Below are 22830 nucleotides of genomic sequence, written 5' to 3'. Positions count from 1 at the left end.
AGCGGGCGCCGGGGGCGTGTCAACGATGGGCGCGAAAAGCCTCGTCATCCCGGACTTGATCCGGGATCCATCGCCGCGCTTGCCTTCGTGGACCCCGGATCAAGTCCGGGGTGACGAACGAGTAAAGGTCGAGCTTGGCGTTTCGCCCACTGGACTCGGGGCGCACAGCCGTTAAACGGCGCGGCATGACCGACGCGACCGAAACCCTTGTGCCCAAGCCGTGGATCAGCGGCATCGCTCCCTATGTTCCCGGCAAGTCAGCCGGCGCCGATGGCCGTCCGCTGACCAAATTGAGCGCGAACGAAAATCCGCTCGGGACGGGCGAGAAGGCGCGCGCGGCCTTCGCGGCGGCGCAGGGCGCGGCCGATGCGCTGTCGCGCTATCCCGATCCCGGCTCTGTCGAGCTGCGCGAGACGATCGCGGCGAAGTTCGGGCTCGATCCGGCGCGGATCATCTGCGGCAACGGGTCGGACGAGCTGCTCCACCTCGCGGCGGGCACTTACGCCGGGGTGGGCGACGAGATTCTCTATGTGCGCTACGGCTTTGCGGTCTACGAGATCGCCGCGCGGCGCGTCGGCGCGGTCCCGGTCGAGGCCGACGATCGCGACTATGCGACCGACGTCGACGCGTTGCTCGCGGCGGTGACCGACAAGACCCGCGTCGTCTATCTCGCCAATCCGAACAACCCCACCGGCACGCTCGCGACGCGCGAGGAGGTCCAGCGGCTTTACGCGGGTCTGCCCAAGAACGTCCTGTTCGTGATCGACCAGGCGTATAGCGAATATCTGTCGGAGGCCGAGGATGACGGCGGGCTCGAACTCGCCAAGACGCAGCCGAACGTGTTCATCACGCGCACCTTTTCGAAGATCCACGGGCTCGCCGCCGAACGCATCGGCTGGGGCTATGCCGCAGCCGAGGTGATTTCGGCGCTGCATCGTATCCGTTTGCCGTTCAACGTGACGCGCGCCGGACAGGCGGCGGCGATCGCGGCGCTCGGCGACGAGGAATTCGTCGCGCACAGCCGCGAGCATAATGCGACATGGCGCGCGTGGCTGGCGAGCGAGCTCGAAAGCCTCGGCAACCATGGCGTGCGCGTCGTGCCGTCGGCGTGCAATTTCCTGCTCGTGCTGTTCGAAGGCGATGTGAGCGCCGAGACGGTCTATAATCGGCTGATGGACGCGGGCTATATCGTCCGCTGGCTGCCGGGGCAGGGGCTACCCAATGCGCTGCGCATGACGATCGGCACCGCGGACGAGACGCGCGGGCTCGCGGCGGCGATCCGCGCGGCGCTGAACGGCTGATGGCGATCCGCAAGGTCGCGGTCATCGGACTGGGCCTGATCGGCTCGTCGATCGCGCGCGCGGTGGCGGAACGGTTGCCAGAGGTGGCGGTGACCGGCCATGACGCCAGCGACGATGTGCGCGGGGTCGCGCGCGCGCTGGGCCTTTGCGACACGATCGTCGACGATCCCGCCGCGGCTGTGGCCGATGCCGACCTCGTCATCCTCGCGGTCCCGGTCGGGCGCATGGCCGACGCGGCGGCGGCGATCGCGCCGGGGCTGAAGGCGGGGGCGATCATTTCGGACGTCGGATCGTCGAAAGCCGGCGTGGCGGACGCGCTGGCAAAGGCGCTGCCCGACCATATCGTCATCCCGGCGCACCCGGTCGCGGGGACCGAGAACAGCGGTCCCGCCGCGGGTTTCGCGACCCTGTTCGATCGTCGCTGGTGCATCGTCACCCCCGGCGCGGGGGCGTCGGGCGAGGCGGTGACGGCGGTGACGTCCTTCTGGCAGGCGCTCGGCGCGAAAGTCGACGTCATGGACGCCGCGCATCACGACATGGTGCTCGCGGTGACGAGCCATTTGCCGCACCTCATCGCCTATACGATCGTCGGCACCGCGAGCGAGCTCGAAGAGGTCACCGAGAGCGAGGTGATCAAATATTCGGCGGGCGGTTTCCGCGACTTCACGCGCATCGCGGCCAGCGACCCGGTGATGTGGCGCGACGTGTTCCTCGCCAACAAGGATGCGGTGCTCGCAACCTTGCAGCGGTTCAACGAGGATCTGACGGCGCTTCAGCAGGCGATCCGCCGCGGCGACGGCGCCAAGCTCGAGGACTGGTTCACGCGCACGCGCGCGATCCGGCGGTCGATCATCGAGCAGGGGCAGGATGATGCGGCGGCTGACTTTGGGCGGAAGCATTAGGCGTAGCTAATCCTCCCTGTGGCGAAGCCATGGGGAGGTGGCAGCGCACAGCGCTGACGGAGGGGCGATGACGCTGCCGTCGCGGTCCCTCCACCACCCTCTTCGCGGGCGGTCCCCCTCCCCATCGCAACGCGACAGGGAGGATCAATTCGCTTCCAGCAACGCCGCGGGCGGGTTCAGCGCGTTGATCGCGATGCGCACGCGTGCCTCGGCCTCGTCGCGCGGCAGCCCGGCGGGGATGGTTTCGCCGACCTTGTAGGTGATCGTGCCCGGCCATTTGACCCATTTGCGCGGCGGATAGGCGATGCCGCTGTTCACCGCGACGGGGATCACCGGCACGCCGAGCAGGCGGTAGACGCCCGCGAAGCCCGAACGCAGCTGCGGCGCCTCGCCGTGCGCGACGCGCGTGCCTTCGGCGAACAGGACGAGCGGGCGCCCGCCCGCGAGCGCGGCTTTCGCGGCGCCGAGCATTGCGCGCATCGCCTTGCCGCCGCCGTCGCGATCGACGGGGATCAGGCCATAGAAGCGCGCCGCCTGGCCCCAGACGGGGATCGAAAACAGCTCTTCCTTCGCGAACACCGCGGGATGTTTGAACAGCATCGGCTGTTCGACCGTTTCGAACGCCGATTCATGCTTGAAGACGTACAGCACCGGGCTGTCGGGCATTTCGCCCTCGATGACGATCTTTTGCCCGAGGGCTAAGCGGCAGATCAGCCGGTGGAATTGCGCCCAGATCCGCACGAACCAGATGGTGGCGCGGTGCGAGATCGGCAGCGAGACCACCGCGCCGATCGAGCTGATGCTGCTCATCAGCACGAACAGCAGCCAGAAGAGGATCGAGCGAAAGAGGGCGATGGTGTAGCGCATCGGCGCCCGCTTTAGAGCCCGAGGAGGCCGCCCGCCAGCCCCGCGAGATATTTATGATATTCGCGGAACAGGGTCGCGAAACTGGGCTGGCTGCGCACCGCGTCGGGCAGGATCGTCACCGTGTCGCCGACCGCGCGGCCAATCTCATATTCGGCGCGGCGCATGTGCCAGTCGGTGGTGACCAGCCGGATGCTCTTGTACTTGCGCCGCTGTGCCCAGGTCGCGACCTCGGTCGCGTTCGAGCGCGTATCCTCGGCCTCGAACCCCAATGCGATGCAGCAGTCGAACAGCGAAACCGGGCGCTTATATTCGGCGGCGAGCTCGCGCGGCTTCACCTCGCGCGCGACGCCGCTGATGAGCAGGCGCTTGGCGTCGCCCGCCTCGAGCCGTTCGAGCGCGCGGTCGATGCGGCCGGGGCCGCCGGTGAGCACGACGATCGCGTCGGTCTTTTGCGCGCCCGCGGGCAAAGGCAACAGCAGCGCAAACCATGCGAAGCCCAGCACCCAGGCCAGAAACAACAGGGAAATCAGGCGCTTGATCATAGAATCTTCTTGAGCGCCGCGAGCAGGGTCTGCCGCGCGGTGAGGGCAGCCAGCGCGATAGCCAATAGCGGCAGCGCCAGCAAGAGCGCCCAGCCCGCGGGGCCGAGCGATGCGGTCGCGGCGAGGCCCGCGGTGACGCCCGACCATTGCCAGCCGATGAGCAGCAGGATCGCCGCGGCGACGGTGCTGCCGAGCGCGATGCCATAGGCGGTGTCGATCGCGATGCGGCGCTGGAACAGCCGCGTGATCTGGCGGTCGGTCGCGCCGATCATATGGAGCATCTCGATCGTCGCATAATGGGTGCCGAGCGCGGCGCGTGCGGTCATGATCACCACCGCGGCGCTCGCCGCCGCCATCAGCAGCACCATGGCGCCGGCGATCCACGCGAGCGAACGGATGAGCCGCGCGACGGGACCCAGCCATTCGGCGTGCGGGATGATCCGCGCGCCCGGCGCCTCGCGCGCGACGAGGGCACGGAGCGCCTCCATATGGCTGCCGCGGTCCTCGCCGACGAAATCGACATCGACCAGGGCGGGCAGCGGCAGCGACTTCAGCACCGGGTCGTCGCCGTCTGCGCTGCCGAACCATTGGCCGAGCGTCGCCTGCAGCTCCTCGCGCTCGACCGAACGCGCCGACCGCACGAAGGGCTGCGCGGCTGCGGCGCGGCGGAGTGCCGCCGCCTGCTCGGCGCGCGTCACCGGGTTGGCGGTGACGATCTGGACGGTGACGCGCCCGGCAATCGCGTCGCCGATCGCGTTTGCAGAGCGGGCAAGACCGACCCCGGCGGCGGCGGCGAGCAAGGTCAGCATCATCAGGATCGCGACGACCCACGGCGTCGGCCCCGACAGGCGGCGGTCGGGCAGCAGGCGGCGATGCTGGACGGGGACGCGCGGGATGATCATGCGCGATTTGCCGGCGGATAGCGCAGCGCGCCGGTGGGGTCGGCGAGGCGGCCCTTTTCGAGCCGCATCATCTGCGCATTTTCGATGCGGCTGATCAGGTGGATGTCGTGGGTCGCGACGACGACGGTGGTGCCGAGGCGGTTCAAGGCCTCGAACAGGCCCAAGAGGCGCATCGCCATCTCGGGGTCGACGTTACCCGTCGGCTCGTCGGCGACGAGCAATTGCGGGCGCGCGATCACCGCGCGCGCGATCGCGACGCGCTGCTGCTCGCCGCCCGACAGCGTCGCGGGGCGCGCGTCGGCGCGATCGCCGAGCCCGATCCAACTCAGCATTTCGCCCACAGGACCCGAAAGATCCTCTTCGCTGACCCCTGCGATGCGCAGCGGCAGCGCGATATTGTCGCGCGCGCTCAGATGCGGGATCAGGCGGAAGTCCTGAAAAACGACGCCGATGCGGCGGCGAAAGCCGGGCAGGCGGTGGCGCGGCATCGCGACCAGATCCTCGCCGAATAGGCGGACGATGCCGCGGCTCGGCCGCTGCGCGAGATAGAGCATCTTGAGCAGCGACGTCTTGCCCGCACCCGACGCGCCGGTGAGGAAATAGAAGCTGCCCGGCTGGAGGTTGAAGCTGATGTCGGAGAGGATTTCGGCATCGGGACCGTAGCGCAGCCCGACGCCGTCGAATTCGACCATCGCACCGCCGGGGCGCGCCGGGGACGCGTCGGTCATGACGTCGCGCCGCAGCGATCGTGCGCCTGCGCGGGGTCTGGGGTCGGGTGCGCTGGTCCGCTCATCCACCTGCCTGTCGCACGGCTATCCACCAAGGACAAGGTGCGAGTGAAACGCGGCGCTTGCAACGCGCGAATCAGCGTGTTTAGAGGGATCCCATGATCCTTGCCTGCCCGTCCTGCCACACACGCTATGTCGTTCCCGATACGGCGATCGGTCCGACGGGGCGCACGGTGCGCTGCGCCAATTGCCGGCACAGCTGGTTCCAGGAACCCGCCGCACCCGCCGCAACGCCGCCCGCCCCGGCGGTCGAAGCCTCCGCGGCGACGCCAACGCCGGCCGCCGAACCCGCCGCCGGCACGCAATCGGAGGTTGCAGAGCCTTCGCCCACTCCGGCTCCCGCTCCGGCGCCGCCCGCCTTTGCCGCCGCCGTGGACCCCATGCCGCGCGCGGCGCCCGTCGCGGCCGACGCGCCGCTGCCGTTCCGCCGCCCGCGGCGCAACCCGGCGAAGCGCTGGACGGCGATCGCCGCGAGCGCCGCCGTGCTGATGATCGCCGCGACCGCGGGGCTCGCCTATTTCGGCCTGCCGGGCTGGGCGCAGGGGCTCGGCCTGCCGGGCGGCGTCGATGAACCCGACCTGGTGATCGAGCTGCCGCCGAACCAGGATCATCGCGAGCTCGCCGACGGGACGATCTATTTCGCCGCGTCGGGGGTGATCATCAACCCCACCGATCGCGAACAGCGCGTGCCGCCGATTCTCGCCGAGCTGCGCGATGCGCAGGGGACGATCGTCTACAGCTGGACGATCAAGCCGCCGGTTCGGATGCTGCCGCCCAACGAGAAGGTCAATTTCAGCGAGGCGAAGCTCGACATCCCGCGCCGCGCGACGCAGCTGACGGTGAGCTGGGCCTTACCGAAAGGCTGAGATTCCGGGGTGTTGTACTGACGTCACGCCGTCATAACAGCAGCGCGGCGCCCAAGGACAGCAAAAAGCTGGTCAGCGTTGCGACGATGATCGGCGCGAAGCTGCGCCATCCCTGATCGAGCAGCAGGTGCAGCCGCGCCTTCATCGCGGTGGCTACGATCGCGAGGAGAAGCAGCGCCTGCGCGGCGGTCGCGGCGGCATCCTGCGCGGGCCTCGGAATCGCGACGAGCGAATTGATCGCCGCGAAGCCGAGAAAGCCGAGGATGAACCAGGGCAGGCGGAACGGAATGCGCGTCTCGGCGCCCGCTTCGCCGTTGCGGCCGAGCCAGAGCGCGATCAGCATCAGCATCGGGGCGAGCAGCGCGACGCGCGTCAGTTTGACGATCGTTGCGACCTCGCCCGCCGGCTGCGAGAAGGAAAAGCCGCCGCCGATCGCCTGCGCGACGTCGTGGACCGACGCGCCGATCAGGAATCCCGCCTGCGCGTCGGTCAGGCCGAGCTGCGCCGCGAGCACCGGATAGAGCGTCATCGCCAGCGCGCTCGCGACGGTGATGCCGACGAGGGTCAGCGTGAAGCGCGCCTGGTCGATGCGCTTGTCGCCGATCAGCGAATAAAGCGCCAGCGCCGCCGACGCGCCGCAGATCGCGGTCGCGCCGCCCGCGAGCAGCGCAGCCTGCTTGTCCTGCCGGAACAGCGGCGCGACGACGACGGTCGCGACGATCACCGCGAGCATGATGACGACGAGCAGCGCGAAGGGCAGCGGTCCCAGCTCGGCGAGCTGGCCAGCGGTGATCCGCGCGCCGACGAGCACGATGCCGATGCGCAGCGCGGTTTGCGACATCAGGTCGAGCCCGGCGTGGGTGCGCTTGTCCTGCGACAGGAAGGACAGGGCGAGGCCGATGAGCAGCCCCATCAGCACGATCGGCGCGGCATAATGATCGGCGAGCCAGGCGGCGGCGAGCGCGGCGATGGCCGTGACGAGGCTGCCCGGCAGATAGTCGCGCCAGCGATGCCGCGCGGGCGGATTCGCCTCGAGCTGCATTTCGCCGTAAAGGTCGGCGGCCATCGGCCAGCTCTGTTCGGATAGTTTCGCCAACGCTCCCGTCCTCTTTGCGGGGCCCGCTTCGCATATCCGCGCGCGCCGGTCGATAGGCCATTGCTGGCGGGCCAAGGGCTTGCTAGAGGCCGCGCTCTATCAGCACCCGTAGCTCAGCTGGATAGAGCGCTGCCCTCCGAAGGCAGAGGTAAAGCCCCAAAATTGCGCTCAATCTCTTCGTAAACCATTGAGTTTCTTATAGATTTTTGCGTCTTTTCAGCGAACCAGTCTGGTGAAATCGCTTCACGTAAGCATGACGTAAGCATACTGCGTAGTATCATAGAGTGCGAAGGGCTACGGCAGAGTGGCGCAGTCGCGAACCGAGCAGTCGGACCATCCTGCATCGAATCCGTTGACCAATGACCGTTCGACCGGCTAGGCACCGCCGCGAAGCACCCGTAGCTCAGCTGGATAGAGTGTCGCCCTCCGAAGGCTCACGTCCGACGCGAGAGCAGTGATTTTATACAGGATTTTCGAGGGCTTAGGAAGACGGAAGAAAGGACGGACGAAAAAACTCACCAGAAACTCACCGCGCTCGGGTAAGCCGATTCCGATCGCGGATTGACCTTCATCGGCGTAAAACTTACGGCTCACGCCACACGCACCCATAGCTCAGCTGGATAGAGCGTCGCCCTCCGAAGGCGAAGGCCAGAGGTTCGAATCCTCTTGGGTGCGCCAAAATATCTCAATAAAATCAGTGAGTTAAGACTGCCGCAGCGCCCTTGGTGCGCCGCCTCTCAAAGTCGGAAACTCACCACGCTCGCGGCGGCACAACGCGAAACCCTTGGATTTCCGCAGAAAACTCGCCGAACCAAACTCACCATGCCCTTTTGCGGTCGTGATGACCCGATGGGGGCGTCCAACTATGGGCTCGGGGGGACGTCGGTCATTAGCCAGTCGATACCGACGGATTGCGGCCGGAACAGCGGACCATGGGCGCGGGCTAAATGCTGTGTTGGCGAAGGGCAGAGGGGGCAGTAACGACCCCTTGTACGAATTCGCGTTACACAGCGAATCACCGACGCTAGATTCCTTAAAAGTTCTCCAAACCCGAGGCGGAATTTTGAACTGACCTATGACAACCGCGCGCCACATCGTTGCACTGCTGCAAAGCCATATCGACGGGGATGAAGATCGCTTCCTCTCCGTGGCGACGCAGCTTGCCGCGCATGAGGCGAGGCAAGGGCATGGGAAGCTCGCTCAGGAGCTGCGCGAACTGGTCGACGCCGCCAAGGGTAAAAGCGCGACGGTGGCGCGGCGCGGGGCCGGCCCCGTGCCAATGGCGCAGCCGAAGGGTGAACTCGCCGGGCTTCTGGAAGCCCGCTATTCCGATGTCCGGTTGTCGAGCATGGTGCTCAAGCCGGAACTTGAGGAGCGGCTTGCGCGCGTGCTTCGGGAACAGCGCCAGCAGGAGCGGCTTCGCGCGCGGGGGCTCGCGCCGCGCCGCAAGCTCCTGCTCGTCGGCCCTCCTGGCGCAGGCAAGACAATGACCGCCGCCGCCCTGGCCGGCGAGTTGAAGCTGCCCCTTTTCACGGTCCTTTACGACGGCCTGATCGGCAAGCTCATGGGCGAGACCGCCACACGGCTGAGACTTGTCTTCGACGCCGTTGCCATGCAGCGCGGTGTCTACTTCTTCGACGAGTTTGACGCGATCGGTGCGCAACGGGCCGGGCCGAACGACGTCGGGGAAATTCGCCGGGTGCTCAATTCCTTCCTCCAGTTTCTGGAGAATGACGATGGCCCGAGCCTCATCGTCGCCGCGACCAATCACCCCGAATTGCTCGACAAGGCGCTTTATCGCCGGTTCGACGATGTCATCAGTTACGATCTTCCCGATCCCTCGGTTGTGCAGGGCATCCTCGAAGCCCGGCTCGCGACCTTCGATCTCAAGCCGATCGAATGGGGGCCTGTTCTCGAATCCGCTGCCCATCTCTCCCAGGCCGAAGTCGCCAGAGCTGCCGACGAGGCGGCAAAAGTCGCGGTGCTGGATGGCCACGACGGCGTGACGACCGCGACGCTGCTGACCGCTCTGACGGAGCGGCGCGCGGCCATCCTCTAAGCAACGAGGCCCGATGGCTGTACCTCCCCGCGACCGCCCCCATTTCCACGTCGAAGGCGGCGGCCAAAGCGAGGCTTACACGTCACCGCGCCTGGTCATAAGCGGCCTCCCTCCCGCGCGGGCGCGAGCCGCGCACGCCGCACGATTGGAACAGGCGATCGGAACGGCGCTGGCCGCCGGCCGCCAACGGCTCGCCGATCGGGAAGATGGCGTAGCCGAGGGCCAGCCAGGCTTTTATCTAGAGTTCGATATTCCTATCGCCGAGCGCGCCGCTGTCGAAGCCCTGGAGAACAAGCCGAAGGCTATCGAACTGGTAGCCGTGCGGCCCACTGCGGAGGGCGACGAAATGGTCTCGGCCACTGTGTTTGTCCCGGAAGCCGCTGCCGATTTCTTCGTCAAGAAGATCGAAGCCTATCGCGACGAGGAGACGCGCACCGGCAAGCCCAAGAACGAGGCCCTGATCGCTCGGATCGACGATATCAGGGTCGCGGTCGCTCGCTCGCTATTCACCGATGAAGCGCAGCACTTTCCCGCCGACGGCCGTCAGGTGTGGTGGGAAGTCTGGCTTCGGGATGGCGGTCTCGCAATCTTCCAGTCTGTCGCTGCCAAGCTCGATGTCGCGATCAAGGATCACGTCATCAGCTTTCCCGAGCGCGATGTCGCGCTGGCGCTCGCCGATGAAGCGACGATGGATCGGCTGATACGCAATTCCGATGTCGTCGCTGAACTGCGCCTCGCCAAGGACACGCCGTCGCTCTTTCTCGAAATGCGCACGGTCGATCAGGCCGCTTGGGCGAACGACTTGGCTGATCGGATCGCACCGCCGTCCCCCTTGGCACCGGCGGTCTGCATACTGGACAGCGGAGCGACCCAGGCCCACCCCCTGCTCGCGCCTGGCCTCGATCCTGCCGATCAGCATAGCTACGACGGTGACTGGGGTGTCGGCGACAGCGCCTTCTGGAATGGTCACGGCACCTCGATGGCTGGTGTCGCGCTTTATGGCGATCTCGAAGCGGCGCTTTCCCACGGCGAGCCGGTCGCGCTTGGTCATCGCCTCGAAACGGTGAAGATCCTGCCGCCAACCGGGCAGAACGAGCCGCGACTTTACGGGGCGATCACGGCAACCGGCATCGCCCGCGCCGAAGACCATGCTCCCCGTCGCCGGCGCGTGTTCTGCATGGCCGTGACCAGCGACGTCGGCCTGGGCCGAGGCCGGCCGTCCTCGTGGTCCTCGTCAATCGATCAACTCTGCTATGGCGGCGGTGACAGGCGACGCCTCATGGTCCTGGCGGCGGGCAATCTCCGCGGGGACATCAATCCGGCCGACTATCCTGACCGCAACGACCTCGAAGAGGTCGAAAGCCCGGGGCAGGCGTGGAATCCGCTCGTCGTTGGGGCCAGCACCGACAAGATCATGATCACCCATCCCGACTATGACGGATGGACGCCCGTCGCCCCGGCCGGCGACCTCTCACCGGCAAGCCGAACGTCCGCAATCTGGGATCGGCAATGGCCGATCCGTCCGGATGTCGTGTTCGAGGGCGGTAACTTCGCGCATGACGGCGCCAACCCGGCCTCGGCGATCGACGACCTCCAACTCCTCACGACCCACTATCGTCCCGCCATGCGCCTGTTTGAAGCGTTCGGCGACACCAGCGGCGCTGCCGCGCTCGGCGCGAATCTTGCCGCCGGCATTATCGCAGCGCGTCCGACACTCTGGCCGGAAACGGTACGCGCGCTCATTGTCCATTCCGCCGAATGGACGCCGGCGATGCGCCAGCGCTTCGACGCGGCCGGCTCGCAAAGTCAGAAGCTGGCCATGCTGCGCCGCTACGGTTGGGGCGTGCCTGACCTTGGCCGGGCGCTGATGAGCGCGTCCAACGACGCGACTTTGATGGTCGAGGACGCCCTGTTGCCGTTCCGCAAGGATGGCTCGGCGATCAAGACGCGCGACATGAATCTGCATCGACTGCCCTGGCCGCGCGCCGAACTGGCCGCGCTTGGCGATCTCGATGTGGAACTGCGGATCACCCTGTCCTATTTCGTCGAGCCCAATCCCGGAGAACGGGGCTGGACGCGGCGCCACCGCTACGCTTCACACAATCTCCGCTTTGCGGTGAAGCGGTCGCTCGAAGGTTTGGAAGCGTTCCGGCAGCGGATCAACAAGGCGGCTCAGGACGAAGAGGCTGGCGCTGTCGGCGCTGTCGCAGGCGGCGACTCCTGGGTTCTGGGGACGATCCGTGACCGCGGTTCGATCCATAGCGACATTTGGCGTGGGAGCGCGGCAGCCCTCGCCGAGCGCGACGCGATCGGCGTCTTTCCCGTCAGCGGATGGTGGAAGGAGAAGCCTGGTCTCCAGCGCTGGGATCGTTCCGCCCGCTATGCATTGTGTGTGTCGATCCGCGCGCCCGAGACCGACATCGACCTTTATACCGCCGTCGCCAATCAGATCGCGGTTCCGATCCCGGCAGCTTAGCGGGCCGCGCGGTCAGTCGAGCCACGCGGCATAGGCACCCACATCGATCATCGGAACCGTCGCGCTCGCCTGGAGGCGAGCGATAAGGTTGAGCAGGAAGCGCGTCGCCGCTCGCACGCCGACCTCCGCTTGCGAGCAGCCGTCCGTGTCACAGCCGAACACCCCATGCGCCGCGACGCATCCAATATCGAGGCGGTGCTGCCCATCGAGGGCTGCGAGCGCATCGGTCAGCGGTTGGCCCAGCGGCGGATTCCATACGCTTTCGAACGTAAGCAATCCGCCGATAATGTCCGGCAGCGGTCGCGGATCGTAGACACCGCCGGCGTAGGGTATCGGCAGGCTCGTCCGATGGAGCGCGCGAACACTGGCCACCTTGTCCGCTGCATAAGCGACGTGCTGGGCATTGATCGCCTGCTTGGTCTCGAACACGGCATAGACGCTCTCTGCCGGTACGATGAACTGGCCTTTGAAATTGAAGATAAAGGGCGAATATTGCCGATCGAAAATGACGATATCGATCTGGTGGCTGAAGGCGCCCTTGCTGTCGACGACATGGGCGCCGGCAGCGCGATACCGTTCCGGCAAATAGGCCTGCAACAGCTCTAGCCAAACAGCTTCGCTGGCGTCACCCTTCGTTCCGCCGTGGCCGAAGCTACCGCGCGCGATGCCCAGCTTCGCTTCGATCTCGTCGTGCAGGCTTTGCAGCAGAGTTTTGAGGGACCAGTCGGTCATTGGACGAAACCGCTCCAATTGCCGCTCAGCGCAGCTTCCGCCAATCGCCGCACCGCTTGCTTCTCCGTGTCGGTGAGATCGTCCGATATGACGTTGTTGCCATTGGCGGGATCGACCACCCGTGCTGCGGCGAACCTGTCTCGGAGATACTCCAGCACCTTCACAACATTCTGCGCCAGATCCTGCGATTGCCTACCGTGCAAGGCGGCGATCACTGTCAGCTCCAGGTAGAAGGACGGGAATTCGAGCCGCTTCTGGTTGCGCCATAGCTTCAGGAGCCGCGACTCGCGCTGATGGCCGGCCATGACGACGGTGTTGATATGTGTCGTCACATTTGTCTTCGTCCAGGTATCGGCTTTGCGACGGTAAAGGCTGTGATCTGTCGTCCAGGCGGTCTGCCGTTTGCCAGGGACGAGATCGACATCGAAGCCGCCGATCGTCGCGTTGATCGACACATTCTGCCGTTTTGGCGCATAGCCGGCACCCGCAATGGCGTTGAAGAGCGAGCCGCAAATATCCTTCAAGGTTTCGGGCGTGTCTTCGTGCAGAGAAATGAAAAGGTCGATGTCGGTGCCGCTTCGATTGGCCGTGCCCTTGGCAAAAGAACCGCTTGGAGAGATCGACAGCAAGAAACGGTTTGCCCATCGTTGAAGCACGGGCGCGATAATTGTTTGGACCTGCCGAACAGGGGAGAATGCGCTGGTATCGACAGCCTCCCGAGCCAGAATCGCGTTTAAGTAGGCTGTGCTCATCACATATGACTAGCGCTGCAATCAGACTCCCGGAAGCGCCGAAGCAACCGTAATTACAGGATGACGTCACCGACCGGTTGGGGAAGGACTTCCCCTACTGACGAGCCACGCGGGTCTCGTCAGACCCCTTCAAGCGGGGGCAACCCCGCAACGCCCCAAACGTCGGCGTATCCACGCCGATCGGCAAATCCGCCGTGGCGGATTCCAGCTTTTCCAGACTGCGGAGATCGGGCCAGGGCGTGCGCCGTCCCGATCGCTTTGTTGGGTCGCTACGCTCCCCTCCCGCGGGGTGGGCGTCGCTTCCCTTTAGGCCCGCCGCGCCGGGCCGCAACGCGCGTTGCGCGTCCTCCTCTTCTTTCCGGCCCCTTGGGTGCTGCCCGGCTCCGCCGGCGGGCCTGCCGGTCGCTCTTTCGCCGCCCACCCCGCTCCGGGGTGCGTGTGCTTTTGAAGGAGTGAAGACAATGAACGCTGTTACCCAAACCGCAGCCGCCGAGCCTGTGTCTGGCGTCGAGATTTTCGTGCCGCTCGCCAAGCTCAAGAAGTCCCCGCGCAACGCGCGCAAGGTGCCGCATGGGGAAGCCGCTATCGAGGCGCTGGCCGCTTCGATCCAGCATAAGGGGCTGATCCAGAACCTTGTCGTGGAGCCGGAAACCAAGGAGGACGGGACGCCGACCAGCTACTATCTCGTCACCGCTGGCGAGGGCCGCAGGCTGGCGATGCTGCTGCGCGCCAAGCGCAAACAATGCAAGAAATCCGAACCTGTCCGGTGCTGGCTGGATACGGCGAATGATCCCGCCGAGGTAAGCCTTGACGAAAATGTCACCCGCACCCCCATGCACCCCGCCGACCAGTTCGAGCGGTTCGCCGAGCTTTCCAACGACAAGGGTTGGGGCGCGGAAGAGATCGGGGCGCGGTTCGGCGTGTCGGCCTCCGTGGTGAAGCAGCGGCTTCGCTTGGGCGCTGTCAGTCCGAAGCTGTTGCAGGTCTATCGCGAGGACGGCCTTACGCTGGACCAGCTTATGGCCTTCGCCATCACCGAGGACCATGCCCGGCAGGAGCAGGTGTTCGAGGGCCTGCATCACAATCGCGAGCCGTGGATCATCCGGCGTGACATGACCGCGAGCAATGTTCCGGCGACCGACCGACGCGCGGTGTTCGTCGGGGCCGACGCCTATGTCGAGGCGGGCGGCAATATCATCCGCGACCTGTTCAGCGAGGACCGGGGCGGCTTCTTCGAGGATGCGGGCTTGCTCGACATGCTTGCGGTCGAGAAGCTGCGCGAGGTTGCCGCGACGGTGCAGGCCGAAGGCTGGAAATGGGCCGAGGCGCATATCGACTACCCCCACGCCCACGGGATGCGGCGCTTCTATCCGCAATCCGTTTCGCTGTCCGATGAGGACGAGGCGCGGTTGGACACCCTGTCCGCAGAGCATGACGCGCTTGCCGAAGGCTATTCGTCCTACGACGAAATGCCCGAGGACGTAGCCGAGAAGCTGGAGGCGATTTCCGACGAGATCGACGCCATTTCCGAGAAGCGCCATGCCTATGACGCCAACGTGATCGCCTACGGCGGCGCGTTCGTGGTGCTGCACCATGACGGCGCGGTCAGGATCGAGCGCGGCTTCATTCGGGCCGAGGACGAGGCGCTGGCCTTCCCGCAGCCCGAGGATGAGGTCGACGGCGAAGGGATCGACCCGGAGGGCGTGGAGGACGAGCAGGCCGAGGATGAGCCCGAAGCCGAGGACGTGGAGGACGAGGAACCGGGCAAGCCGATTTCCGACAGCCTCACGTGCGACCTGGCCGCCCATCGGACCTTGGCGCTCCGCGTGGCGCTGGCCGAGCAACCCGATATGGCGTTGGTCGCCTTGACCCATACGCTCACGGCGCAACTGTTCTACAGCTACGCCGAGGCCGGTTGCCTTGAGGTTCGTCCGACCGTGACGCCGCTTGGCAGTCATGCGGACGGGATCGAGGACACCCCCTTGGCGGCACGGGCGAGCGAGCAACACGAGGCATGGGCCGAACGGATGCCGCGTGACGTGGCGGACCTGTGGGGCTTCATCGTGGCGCTGGACTGCGAGAAGCGGACCCTGCTGCTGGCGCATTGCGCGGCCCGCACCGTCAACGCGCTGCGCCTGCCGTGGGATCGCAAGCCCCTGTCGCTACAAACGGCGGACAGGCTGGCGACCGCGCTGGCGCTGGACGTGGCGAAGGACTGGACGCCGACCGTGGAGAGCTACCTCGGCCGCGTCACCAAGGGTCATATCGTCGAGGCCGTCACTGAAGGCGTGTCCGAGGATGCCGCCCGCCGTATCGCCGACATGAAGAAGCCGGACATGGCGCAAGCCGCCGAGCAGCTTCTGGCCGGGACCGGATGGCTGCCCTCGATCCTGCGGACGCCCGAGCCGGAGACCGAGCAGCCCGCGTCGGTCGAGGACGAGGATACGGGGACCGTGGAACCGTCCGAGGCGGAGGCTCCCGAAGCGCAGGCTGAGGATGGCGAAGCCGCCTACGCCGTCGCCGCCGAATAGCGGCATCGGGCCGGGGCCGCGTCAGCGGTCCCGGCTTCACCCGCACCTTCGCGCCGGCCTTCGGGGCGGCGCTCTTGCTGCAAGGAGGCCGTCATGCGCCGCCTGTTCCGCGTCATCGCCCGCCGCAACAACCAGCCGGGCACGTTGTGCTGCATCCGCTGCGGCAAGCCGATCAACGACTTTTCCGACGATCAGATCGTCACCCACGATTATGTCCTGCACGGTTGCGCCGCCTTCGTGGTCGAGCATCGCGCCTGTGTAGACCGCCCCCTGTTCAGCGCGGCGGCGGCCCGGCGCTGGCGCGAAGCGCAGCGCTGATCCGCACAGCCTTTCGCAATCGGCCCCAAAAAATCGCGGCCGCGCCCCAATCGGGCGCGGCCGCTTTGTCGTTTGAGTCTGCAGCTCGCCGGGGCTTGCCCGGCTCGCCACTTACACTTGAAATTGTAAGTGCTTTGGACAACAACAGCCGCAGGCTTACAGGCAGAGTTGTTATCGCGCATCGCGATATAAGACACCGATGTTAGGCAGTGATGCTTCCATCTACCCTTATTGCAGCATTTCCGCTGAGCGGACGATCTGATCGTACGCATAGGAGTGCCTGTAAGCCGCCTGTTAGGGGGGTGGGGTGTCGAGTCTGGCGAAACTACAAGCGGCAAAGTCGCTCGACGATCTAGCTGCGATCCTGGGATATAAGCCCGCCGCGCTTGCCTACCTGCTCTATCACCTCCCAGACGCGCAGAAATATACCGCGTTCACGATCCCGAAGCGCGACGGCACGCCGAGGGCGATTCTTGCCCCGACGCCCAAGCTGAAGCTGCTGCAACGGCGTCTAGCCAATGTCCTCTACCTGGCGCTCGCCGACATCGACAAGGTGGGTTCACCGCGCCGGCAGCTCTCCCACGGCTTCGCCAAACATCTGTCCATCGTAACGAACGCCGCGGTCCACAAACGGCGGCGCTACGTGCTGAATCTCGACATCAAGGATTTCTTCCCGTCGATCAATTTCGGCCGCGTGCGCGGTATGTTCATTAAGGACAAACGGTTCGCCCTCGATCCGAAAATCGCGACTTTGATCGCACAGATCGCCTGCCACGATCATGTCCTTCCCCAAGGAAGTCCCTGTTCCCCGGTCATTTCAAATGTCGTCGGGCATCTACTGGACATCCGGCTCGTGCGCTTCGCCAAGGCGCAGAAATGCACCTACTCACGCTATGCCGACGACATCACCTTTTCCACGAACGCCAAGGCATTCCCTCCTGACATCGCCGCCCCGGTCGCAGGCTCGGAGCATGACTGGACACTCGGCGCCGCGCTCCTGAAGGAGATCGAAAAGGCCGGGTTTGAGGTAAATCCTACCAAGACTAGGATGCAATATCGCGGGTCACGACAGGTCGCCACCGGCTTGCTCGTCAACGAGAAGCCGAACGTCCGTCCCGAATACTACCGCACGGTGCGGGCCATGTGCTGGTCGCTGTTCAACAGCGGAACCTACTATCGGATGGTCCCTGCGGCGCTGGCGGGCGGCAAAGCAGGCGATCCCGATGTGCCGGAGCCGGCAACATCCCTCGCGCCGCTGCAAGGGATGCTCGGCCACGTCTATCATGTGCGCGATCAGGTCGATACGCGACCTTCCGCTGACAAAAAGAAGGACGCGACGGCCACGGCGACCCGTAAGCTCTACATCCGGTTTCTGTTCTACCGAAACTTCGTTGTGGCGCCCAAGCCCCTCATCATCCCGGAGGGAAAGACGGATACCGTCTATCTGCGTGCGGCGATGGAGAAGCTCACTGCCTACCATCCCAGGCTGGGCGCGATGGACAAAGGCAAGTTTAAACCCGCACTCAAGTTCATGAAGTTCTCCAGCACGATCCATGACGTGTTGCAGCTCGGGAATGGCGCAGGCGATCTTTTCCACTTTATCCGCCGCTACCCTGACGCCCTCAAGCGTTACCGACATCGCCCGCTGCCCAACCCCATCATCGTGCTCATCGACAATGACGACGGAGCGAAAGAGATTTTTGGTGCCGCCAAGGGCCTCGGCGCCGCGCATATAGCTCGGACCTCCACGGACCCATTCTATCGGCTCGCACCCAATCTTTATCTTATCAAAACACCGGAAATCGGTGCGCAAGGCATAAGTTGCATTGAGGACTTGTTCGATCCCGCGCTTTTGAAAACCGTCATTGATGGTAAGGTGTTCGACCCCAACAAGAAGCACGGAGAGGCCGGGAAATACGGCAAAGCCAGGTTCGCCGAGAAGGTTGTGCAGCCGCAGAAGGACACGATCGATTTCTCGAAATTTGCCGGGTTACTCGACCGGATCGTGGCTGCGCTCGACGATTACGTTGCCAATCCGCCGCCACCCTGAAGGGATCAGGTACGCGGTGGCATCATAGAGGTATCGAGCCTGCGATGGATCAGCGATACGAGCGTCAGCAGATCCTCGGCGTCGGTCTTGGTCATCGGCCAGTGGATGCGCGCCTCGTGGGCAGTTGGGTTGCGGAACATGCCGAAGACGCCTTTGACGAGATTGGCGAAGCCGCTCTGCTCGCTGCGCTCGCTGACCGTGCTTCGCGGATTGATCGCCAGCATCGGCGGCTCGCCGCCGAGCACGCGGTCTACCAGCGTCCCCCCGTCATCGGTGAGGCCAGTCCGCACGCGCATCTTGTCGGCGATGCTTTTCACCGCTTCCTGGACCGCATGGAAATAGTCGTCGGCCAGCAGTTCGGCCCGGCAGAAGCGCAGCACGTCGGCATGGACGCCGCGCGTCTCCAGATCGGTGCGCAGTTCCTTCGCCCGGCGCTGCGCTTCCGGCAGCGTCGTCGCCTGTTCGACCGCTTCGATCTTCCCGGCCTCGCTGACCACAAGGCCGGCGAAGGCGAGTGCCTGGTTGAGACTGGCACGCATCGGCTCGTAGCGATGCGGCTCGCGGCTGTATCGCGCAGGACGCATCGCATGGCGGATGAAGCCGAGGATGCGGGTGCGGTCCTGCCGCGCGTTCTGGCTTTCGGCGAAGGCGTTGTAGATGCGGTGCCGCTTGGTCATCTCGCCGGGATCGGCCATTTGACAGGTCGCGATCAGCATCGCGATCTCGGTTCCTTTCAACCCGGTTTCCGTATCGCCAAGCGCACCGGCTATGGCTTCGAGCTGATCCTGCGAAAACAATTTCGTCACGTCCTTCCCCCGAATCCTCACGTCCCCATGTGGCTGAAGCAGCCGCACCTTGGAACGTAGAATGAACATCGCGCAAGGCTGCTGGCGGGGTTGCCGACACAAACGGCAGGCATAGCGGAAATCTCATCCCTCGGAGCCGAGCGCCCCGGCGGCCTCTCAATGGCGTGATCTGACCGAGCGACGGCTTCGCCTCGATTGTCTTCGCAACGGCTATGGCCCGCTATTTTCCGCCGCGCGTGCCGCGCTTTGCATCGCGAACCAAAATAACGGGCCGCCGCCATCCTCCGCTCACGCTGCGGCCGCTTTGCGGTGCGCGGCCAATCGCCCCCGGCCTGCCGATCACCATCGAGGCCGCGAAGGGCGTGGCCCGAAAGAACGGAGATTACGACATGGCTACGATCGGCACCTTCACCGCCAACAGCAAGGGCGAGTTCACCGGCGTCATCAAGACGCTCACTCTCAACACCAAGGTCATCTTCCGTCCGGTCGAGAAGGACGGCGAAAAGTCCCCCGACTTCCGCGTCAGCACCGCCGACATGGATATCGGCGCTGCCTGGAAGAAGACCAGCCGCGAAGGCCGCGAATACACCTCGGTCAAGCTGGACGATCCGAGCTTCCCGGCTCCCGTCTACGCCACGCTGTCCGAAACCGACACCGCCGGCCAATACGCCCTCATCTGGTCGCGCTGACCGGACGACGCGCCCCGCCTTTCGGCGGGGCGCCTTCCTCGATCAGACGGTCATTCGCACTTGCCGATGACACGGCGTCAGGCTAGTTAAGAATCATTCGCAAAAGCGAAAGGGGCCAAGTCTAGGAAGGATCGACACGTGACCCGCCATTTTTCGCCGCCCACACAGGATGCGATCGCCGTTCCGGCGATGCTGGTTGATGCGGCGCGGTGCTGGCGGAATGCGCGGGACAGTGGAGCGTCGGTGCAGCCCCGCTTGGCGCACACGCTCGACGCCCATGACTGCACCATGCTCGCGCCGGTGCTCGACAGCCTATGCCTCTTCTATGAAACGGCGCTCGGCCGGCCGATGATCGTCGGCGAAGGACCGGGCCTGTCCGACGACGAGCATCTGCTGCTCGGCCTGGTCGATGGATCCAGCCCGCGCTGCCTCGACTGCCCTCAGAACGCGGCGAACGCGCTCGACTGCGCGCTCTGCTCGACACGGATCATGCTGGCGCTCACGCTCGGCCAGCCCGTGCGGACACTGCAATGAGCGGCGCGGCGATCACCACCGTCGCCGAGCTGGAAAGCGTGATCGGCAGGACTCCGCCGCCGATGCACCTCAAGGTGATCGACCATCTCGATGTCGGCGCGCTGCGCTGGATCTCCGCATCGCAATTGATGTTCGCCGGCTTCGGCGATGGATCGGGCGTCGGCATCACACTGGCCGGCAGCGCGCCGGGCTTCGCCAGCGTCGATGCCCAGGAATTGCGCGTTCCGCTGGCGCTGCTCGACGATCCCGCTCTCGCGCAGCCGGGCGCGGCGTTCGGCGCGCTGTTCCTCCTCTCCGGCATCGGCGAGACGCTGCGCGTCAACGGCCGGGTCGCCGGCATCGACGCCGATCATGTCCGTGTCGCCGTGGACGAATGCTACGGTCATTGCGCCAAGGCGCTGATCCGGTCCGAACTATGGGCGGCGCAGCCGGCCCACGCTCCTGACGATTCTGCCGCCTTCGTTGCCGCAAGCCGTTTCCTGGCGCTGGCGACGATCGGCGCGGAAGGCCGCGCCGATCTCAGCCCAAAGGGCGATCCGGCCGGTTGCATGGCGCAGCTCGATGGGGACGTGCTGTGGTTCGCCGACCGGCCCGGCAACCGCCGCGTGGATAGCTTCCGCAACGTCGTCGAGCAGCCGAATATCGCGCTGGCGCTGCTGATCCCCGGCGCGAACCGGATCGCCGTCGTGCGGGGGCAAGCCCGTCTTACTACTGACGCGACGGCGCGCGAGCGCTTCACCGTCAAGGACAAGACTCCGCTGCTGGCGATCGGCGTGGAGATCGAGACGCTCGACCTGCGCGAAAGCCCGGCGCTGGCCCGCGCGGGCCTCTGGCCGGTTCACACGGAAACCGACATCGACCCCGCCGAGCTGTTTGTCGAGCATATCAAGCTCAACAAGGCGGGTGGCATCGGCGCCAGTCTGGCGCGCGCGACTCTTTCCGTCCCCGGCGTGACCGGCCTGCTCAAGAAGGGCTTGGACAAGGACTATCGCGACAATCTCTATTGAGCGCCGCGAACTGGAGCTCCACCCGGCGAGCCGGGCGAAGCGCCATCCCCCATAAACTCAGCCGTTGAGCTTGTCCTTGACCGCTTTGGCGGGCGTGAACACCAGCTTCTTCGACGCCTTGATCTTGATCGTCTCGCCGGTCGATGGATTGCGGCCGTCGCGCGCTGGGCTGGCCTTCACCTTGAACTTGCCGAAGCCGTTGAGTGAGACTTCCTCGCCCTTGGCGGCTGCGTCACCGATCGCGGCGAACACCGCATCGACGAGCTTCTTCGCATCGGTCTTGGTGACGCCGTGGGCGGCAGCCAGTTGTTCGGCCAGGTCGCTGTTGTTCATTATTGTCCTTCCAGGTCTTCGGTTCTTGATCCGCGCCCGATTATGGGCGGGGCACTATTTGCGAGTTGCTCGCAGGTATCTCTAATCCAGATGGGCCGATCAAGCATCCTTGATCGTCGCGCTGGTCGCAGCGCGGCTGGCGCCGCGCGGTTGCTAAGGGCGTTGCCCTCGCGCCGGGCAAGGGAAGTGGAACCGTCCGGGGCGGTATCCCCAGCCTTCCGCGCTTCGCTTGTGCAGGCCGGGTGATCCCCCTCCGCCCCGGCCGCCCTTGCCCTTTGCTACCCCTGGCTCGCCGCCGGGCAGGGTTTCAGCGCGGCGCTTCGCTGCGCGAAACCCAGACCCAAGGAAGGACAGACTCATGAGCATCCATCATCTCGCTACCCGGTTCGGCCGCAACGCCCACCAGATCAGCGGACGTGAACCGCTCGACAACGAGGCGCTGTATCGCCACGTGCCATCCATCTTCGCCCGCGAGGCGCACGACAGCCGTTCCGAGCGCTATGTCTATGTCCCCACCATCGACATCGTGGAGGGGCTGCGCCGCGAAGGATGGTTCCCGTTCTTCGCCGTGCAGTCGGTCCCGCGCGACGGCAGCCGCCACGGCCACGCCAAGCATATGCTGCGCTTGCGCCGGGATGACGGTATCGGCAAGCCGGAGGCGGCGGAAGTCATCATCGTTAACAGCCATGACGGGACCAGCGCCTATCAGATGTTCGCTGGGATGCTGCGCTTCGTCTGCACCAACAGCATGATTGCGGGCGAGCGGTTCGAGGAGGTCCGCGTGCCGCACAAGGGCAACATTCAGGACGACATTATCGAGGGCGTTTATACCGTGGCGGAAGACTTTCCGCGACTGATCGACGCCAGCGAGACCATGAAGGGTGTGCAGCTTTCGCGAGACGAACAGCGCTTGCTTGGCGAGGTAAGCCTTGTCGCCCGCTATGGCGACGATGAAAGCCCGCTTCGCCCCGAGCAGATCATCGAGCCGCGCCGCCGCGAGGATGTAGGCAACAGCCTGTGGAGCACGTTCAACGTGATTCAGGAGAACGTCATTCGGGGCGGGTTGCATGGCCGCAAGCGTAACGCTGAGGGCCGTATCCGCCGCAGCCAGACTCGCGCCATCAATGGCATCGACCAGAATGTGACACTCAATCGCGCGCTCTGGACGCTAGCCGAAGGGATGCAGCGCCTAAAAACGGGTTGACCGTTTCGAGCCGCAGGGCTGGACCGCCCGGCTCTGCGGCTTCGCTTCCCATCGCCCACACGACGCCGCCGACCC

21 protein-coding genes and 2 tRNA genes are annotated in these 22830 nt (G+C 65.5%); 14 read left to right on the top strand and 9 right to left on the bottom strand.

From position 1 onward, the window contains the following. Positions 1-185 precede the first annotated feature (185 nt). Both hisC and OVY29_RS15845 read left to right on the top strand, forming a co-directional pair. Entirely contained in the window at positions 186-1301 is a 1116-nt protein-coding gene (gene hisC, locus OVY29_RS15850) for a histidinol-phosphate transaminase (protein ID WP_313911701.1), read from the top strand. Further along, a complete protein-coding gene (locus OVY29_RS15845) occupies positions 1298-2203 on the top strand; it encodes a prephenate/arogenate dehydrogenase family protein (RefSeq protein WP_313912073.1) in 906 nt (301 codons plus the stop codon). The genes hisC and OVY29_RS15845 overlap by 4 nt, the downstream gene beginning before the upstream one ends. Positions 2204-2347: 144 nt before the next feature. Here the strand turns inward: OVY29_RS15845 and OVY29_RS15840 are convergent, their stop codons facing one another. From OVY29_RS15840 to ftsE, 4 genes are read right to left on the bottom strand one after another with little or no spacing between them, the layout of a single operon-like run. Continuing rightward, positions 2348-3070: a lysophospholipid acyltransferase family protein gene (locus tag OVY29_RS15840; protein ID WP_313911700.1), complete on the bottom strand. Its 723-nt coding sequence runs from the start codon at positions 3068-3070 to the stop codon at positions 2348-2350. 11 nt (positions 3071-3081) lie between these two features. Continuing rightward, a complete protein-coding gene (locus OVY29_RS15835; RefSeq protein ID WP_313911699.1) occupies positions 3082-3612 on the bottom strand; it encodes a YdcF family protein in 531 nt (176 codons plus the stop codon). Next, positions 3609-4514 carry a cell division protein FtsX gene (locus OVY29_RS15830; protein WP_037557438.1) on the bottom strand — a complete coding sequence of 302 codons (906 nt, stop codon included), beginning with the start codon at positions 4512-4514 and terminating at the stop codon, positions 3609-3611. The genes OVY29_RS15835 and OVY29_RS15830 overlap by 4 nt, the downstream gene beginning before the upstream one ends. Continuing rightward, a complete protein-coding gene (ftsE, locus tag OVY29_RS15825; protein WP_052182466.1) occupies positions 4511-5242 on the bottom strand; it encodes a cell division ATP-binding protein FtsE in 732 nt (243 codons plus the stop codon). The genes OVY29_RS15830 and ftsE overlap by 4 nt, the downstream gene beginning before the upstream one ends. Positions 5243-5400: 158 nt before the next feature. On the opposite strand from ftsE, the gene OVY29_RS15820 reads away from it, so the two are divergent. Beyond that, positions 5401-6168, top strand: coding sequence for a zinc-ribbon domain-containing protein (locus OVY29_RS15820; RefSeq protein WP_313911698.1), 768 nt, complete (start codon positions 5401-5403; stop codon positions 6166-6168). A 31-nt stretch (positions 6169-6199) separates the two neighbouring features. On the opposite strand, the gene OVY29_RS15815 is transcribed toward OVY29_RS15820, so the two are convergent. Next, positions 6200-7234, bottom strand: coding sequence for a putative sulfate exporter family transporter (locus OVY29_RS15815; RefSeq protein ID WP_313912072.1), 1035 nt, complete (start codon positions 7232-7234; stop codon positions 6200-6202). Positions 7235-7371: 137 nt separating this feature from the next. Between OVY29_RS15815 and OVY29_RS15810 the strand changes: the two genes are divergently transcribed. The 4 genes from OVY29_RS15810 (at position 7372) to OVY29_RS15795 (ending at position 11799) form a co-directional block, all read left to right on the top strand. Continuing rightward, positions 7372-7451 (top strand) — tRNA-Arg (locus OVY29_RS15810). A gap of 414 nt (positions 7452-7865) precedes the next feature. Further along, a tRNA-Arg gene (locus OVY29_RS15805) sits at positions 7866-7942 on the top strand. Between the two features lie 397 nt (positions 7943-8339). Further along, positions 8340-9323, top strand: coding sequence for an AAA family ATPase (locus tag OVY29_RS15800; RefSeq protein ID WP_119081673.1), 984 nt, complete (start codon positions 8340-8342; stop codon positions 9321-9323). 145 nt (positions 9324-9468) lie between these two features. Beyond that, complete coding sequence (locus OVY29_RS15795; RefSeq protein WP_204991295.1) at positions 9469-11799, top strand: S8 family peptidase; 2331 nt, start codon at positions 9469-9471, stop codon at positions 11797-11799. A gap of 12 nt (positions 11800-11811) precedes the next feature. Here OVY29_RS15795 and OVY29_RS15790 read toward each other — a convergent pair whose 3' ends face one another. Further along, entirely contained in the window at positions 11812-12549 is a 738-nt protein-coding gene (locus OVY29_RS15790) for a DUF6602 domain-containing protein (RefSeq protein ID WP_313911697.1), read from the bottom strand. After that, on the bottom strand, positions 12528-13283 hold the full coding sequence (locus OVY29_RS15785) for a nucleotidyltransferase domain-containing protein (protein ID WP_119081678.1): 756 nt from the start codon (positions 13281-13283) through the stop codon (positions 12528-12530). Before OVY29_RS15785 ends, OVY29_RS15790 begins: the two co-directional genes overlap by 22 nt. Positions 13284-13744: 461 nt before the next feature. Between OVY29_RS15785 and OVY29_RS15780 the strand changes: the two genes are divergently transcribed. The 3 genes from OVY29_RS15780 (at position 13745) to OVY29_RS15770 (ending at position 18182) form a co-directional block, all read left to right on the top strand. Then, positions 13745-15814 carry a ParB N-terminal domain-containing protein gene (locus OVY29_RS15780; protein ID WP_313911696.1) on the top strand — a complete coding sequence of 690 codons (2070 nt, stop codon included), beginning with the start codon at positions 13745-13747 and terminating at the stop codon, positions 15812-15814. A 93-nt stretch (positions 15815-15907) separates the two neighbouring features. Then, positions 15908-16132: a hypothetical protein gene (locus OVY29_RS15775; RefSeq protein ID WP_066549563.1), complete on the top strand. Its 225-nt coding sequence runs from the start codon at positions 15908-15910 to the stop codon at positions 16130-16132. A 307-nt stretch (positions 16133-16439) separates the two neighbouring features. Continuing rightward, complete coding sequence (locus tag OVY29_RS15770) at positions 16440-18182, top strand: retron Ec67 family RNA-directed DNA polymerase/endonuclease (protein ID WP_132883905.1); 1743 nt, start codon at positions 16440-16442, stop codon at positions 18180-18182. Between the two features lie 5 nt (positions 18183-18187). On the opposite strand, the gene OVY29_RS15765 is transcribed toward OVY29_RS15770, so the two are convergent. Next, positions 18188-18988, bottom strand: coding sequence for a TIGR02391 family protein (locus OVY29_RS15765; RefSeq protein ID WP_066549560.1), 801 nt, complete (start codon positions 18986-18988; stop codon positions 18188-18190). Between the two features lie 389 nt (positions 18989-19377). On the opposite strand from OVY29_RS15765, the gene OVY29_RS15760 reads away from it, so the two are divergent. The 3 genes from OVY29_RS15760 to OVY29_RS15750 all read left to right on the top strand — a co-directional run bounded on the left by OVY29_RS15760 (position 19378) and on the right by OVY29_RS15750 (position 21218). Next, a complete protein-coding gene (locus OVY29_RS15760; RefSeq protein ID WP_066549571.1) occupies positions 19378-19677 on the top strand; it encodes a DUF736 domain-containing protein in 300 nt (99 codons plus the stop codon). A 138-nt stretch (positions 19678-19815) separates the two neighbouring features. After that, the gene (locus OVY29_RS15755; RefSeq protein ID WP_066549559.1) at positions 19816-20211 is read left to right on the top strand and encodes a hypothetical protein; all 396 of its coding nucleotides are present in this window, start codon (positions 19816-19818) and stop codon (positions 20209-20211) included. Continuing rightward, positions 20208-21218, top strand: a complete 1011-nt coding sequence (locus OVY29_RS15750; protein ID WP_313911695.1) for a pyridoxamine 5'-phosphate oxidase family protein — start codon at positions 20208-20210, stop codon at positions 21216-21218. The genes OVY29_RS15755 and OVY29_RS15750 overlap by 4 nt, the downstream gene beginning before the upstream one ends. A 57-nt stretch (positions 21219-21275) precedes the next feature. Here the strand turns inward: OVY29_RS15750 and OVY29_RS15745 are convergent, their stop codons facing one another. Continuing rightward, entirely contained in the window at positions 21276-21551 is a 276-nt protein-coding gene (locus OVY29_RS15745; RefSeq protein ID WP_066549557.1) for an HU family DNA-binding protein, read from the bottom strand. A 358-nt stretch (positions 21552-21909) separates the two neighbouring features. On the opposite strand from OVY29_RS15745, the gene OVY29_RS15740 reads away from it, so the two are divergent. Then, positions 21910-22755, top strand: a complete 846-nt coding sequence (locus OVY29_RS15740) for a DUF932 domain-containing protein (RefSeq protein WP_066549556.1) — start codon at positions 21910-21912, stop codon at positions 22753-22755. Positions 22756-22830 lie beyond the last annotated feature (75 nt).

The sequence above is a fragment of the Sphingopyxis sp. SE2 genome (assembly GCF_032227185.1).
Classification (GTDB): Bacteria; Pseudomonadota; Alphaproteobacteria; order Sphingomonadales; family Sphingomonadaceae; genus Sphingopyxis.
The sequence above is the reverse complement of the archived record's forward strand: the minus strand, read 5'-3'. Positions and strand labels throughout refer to the sequence as shown.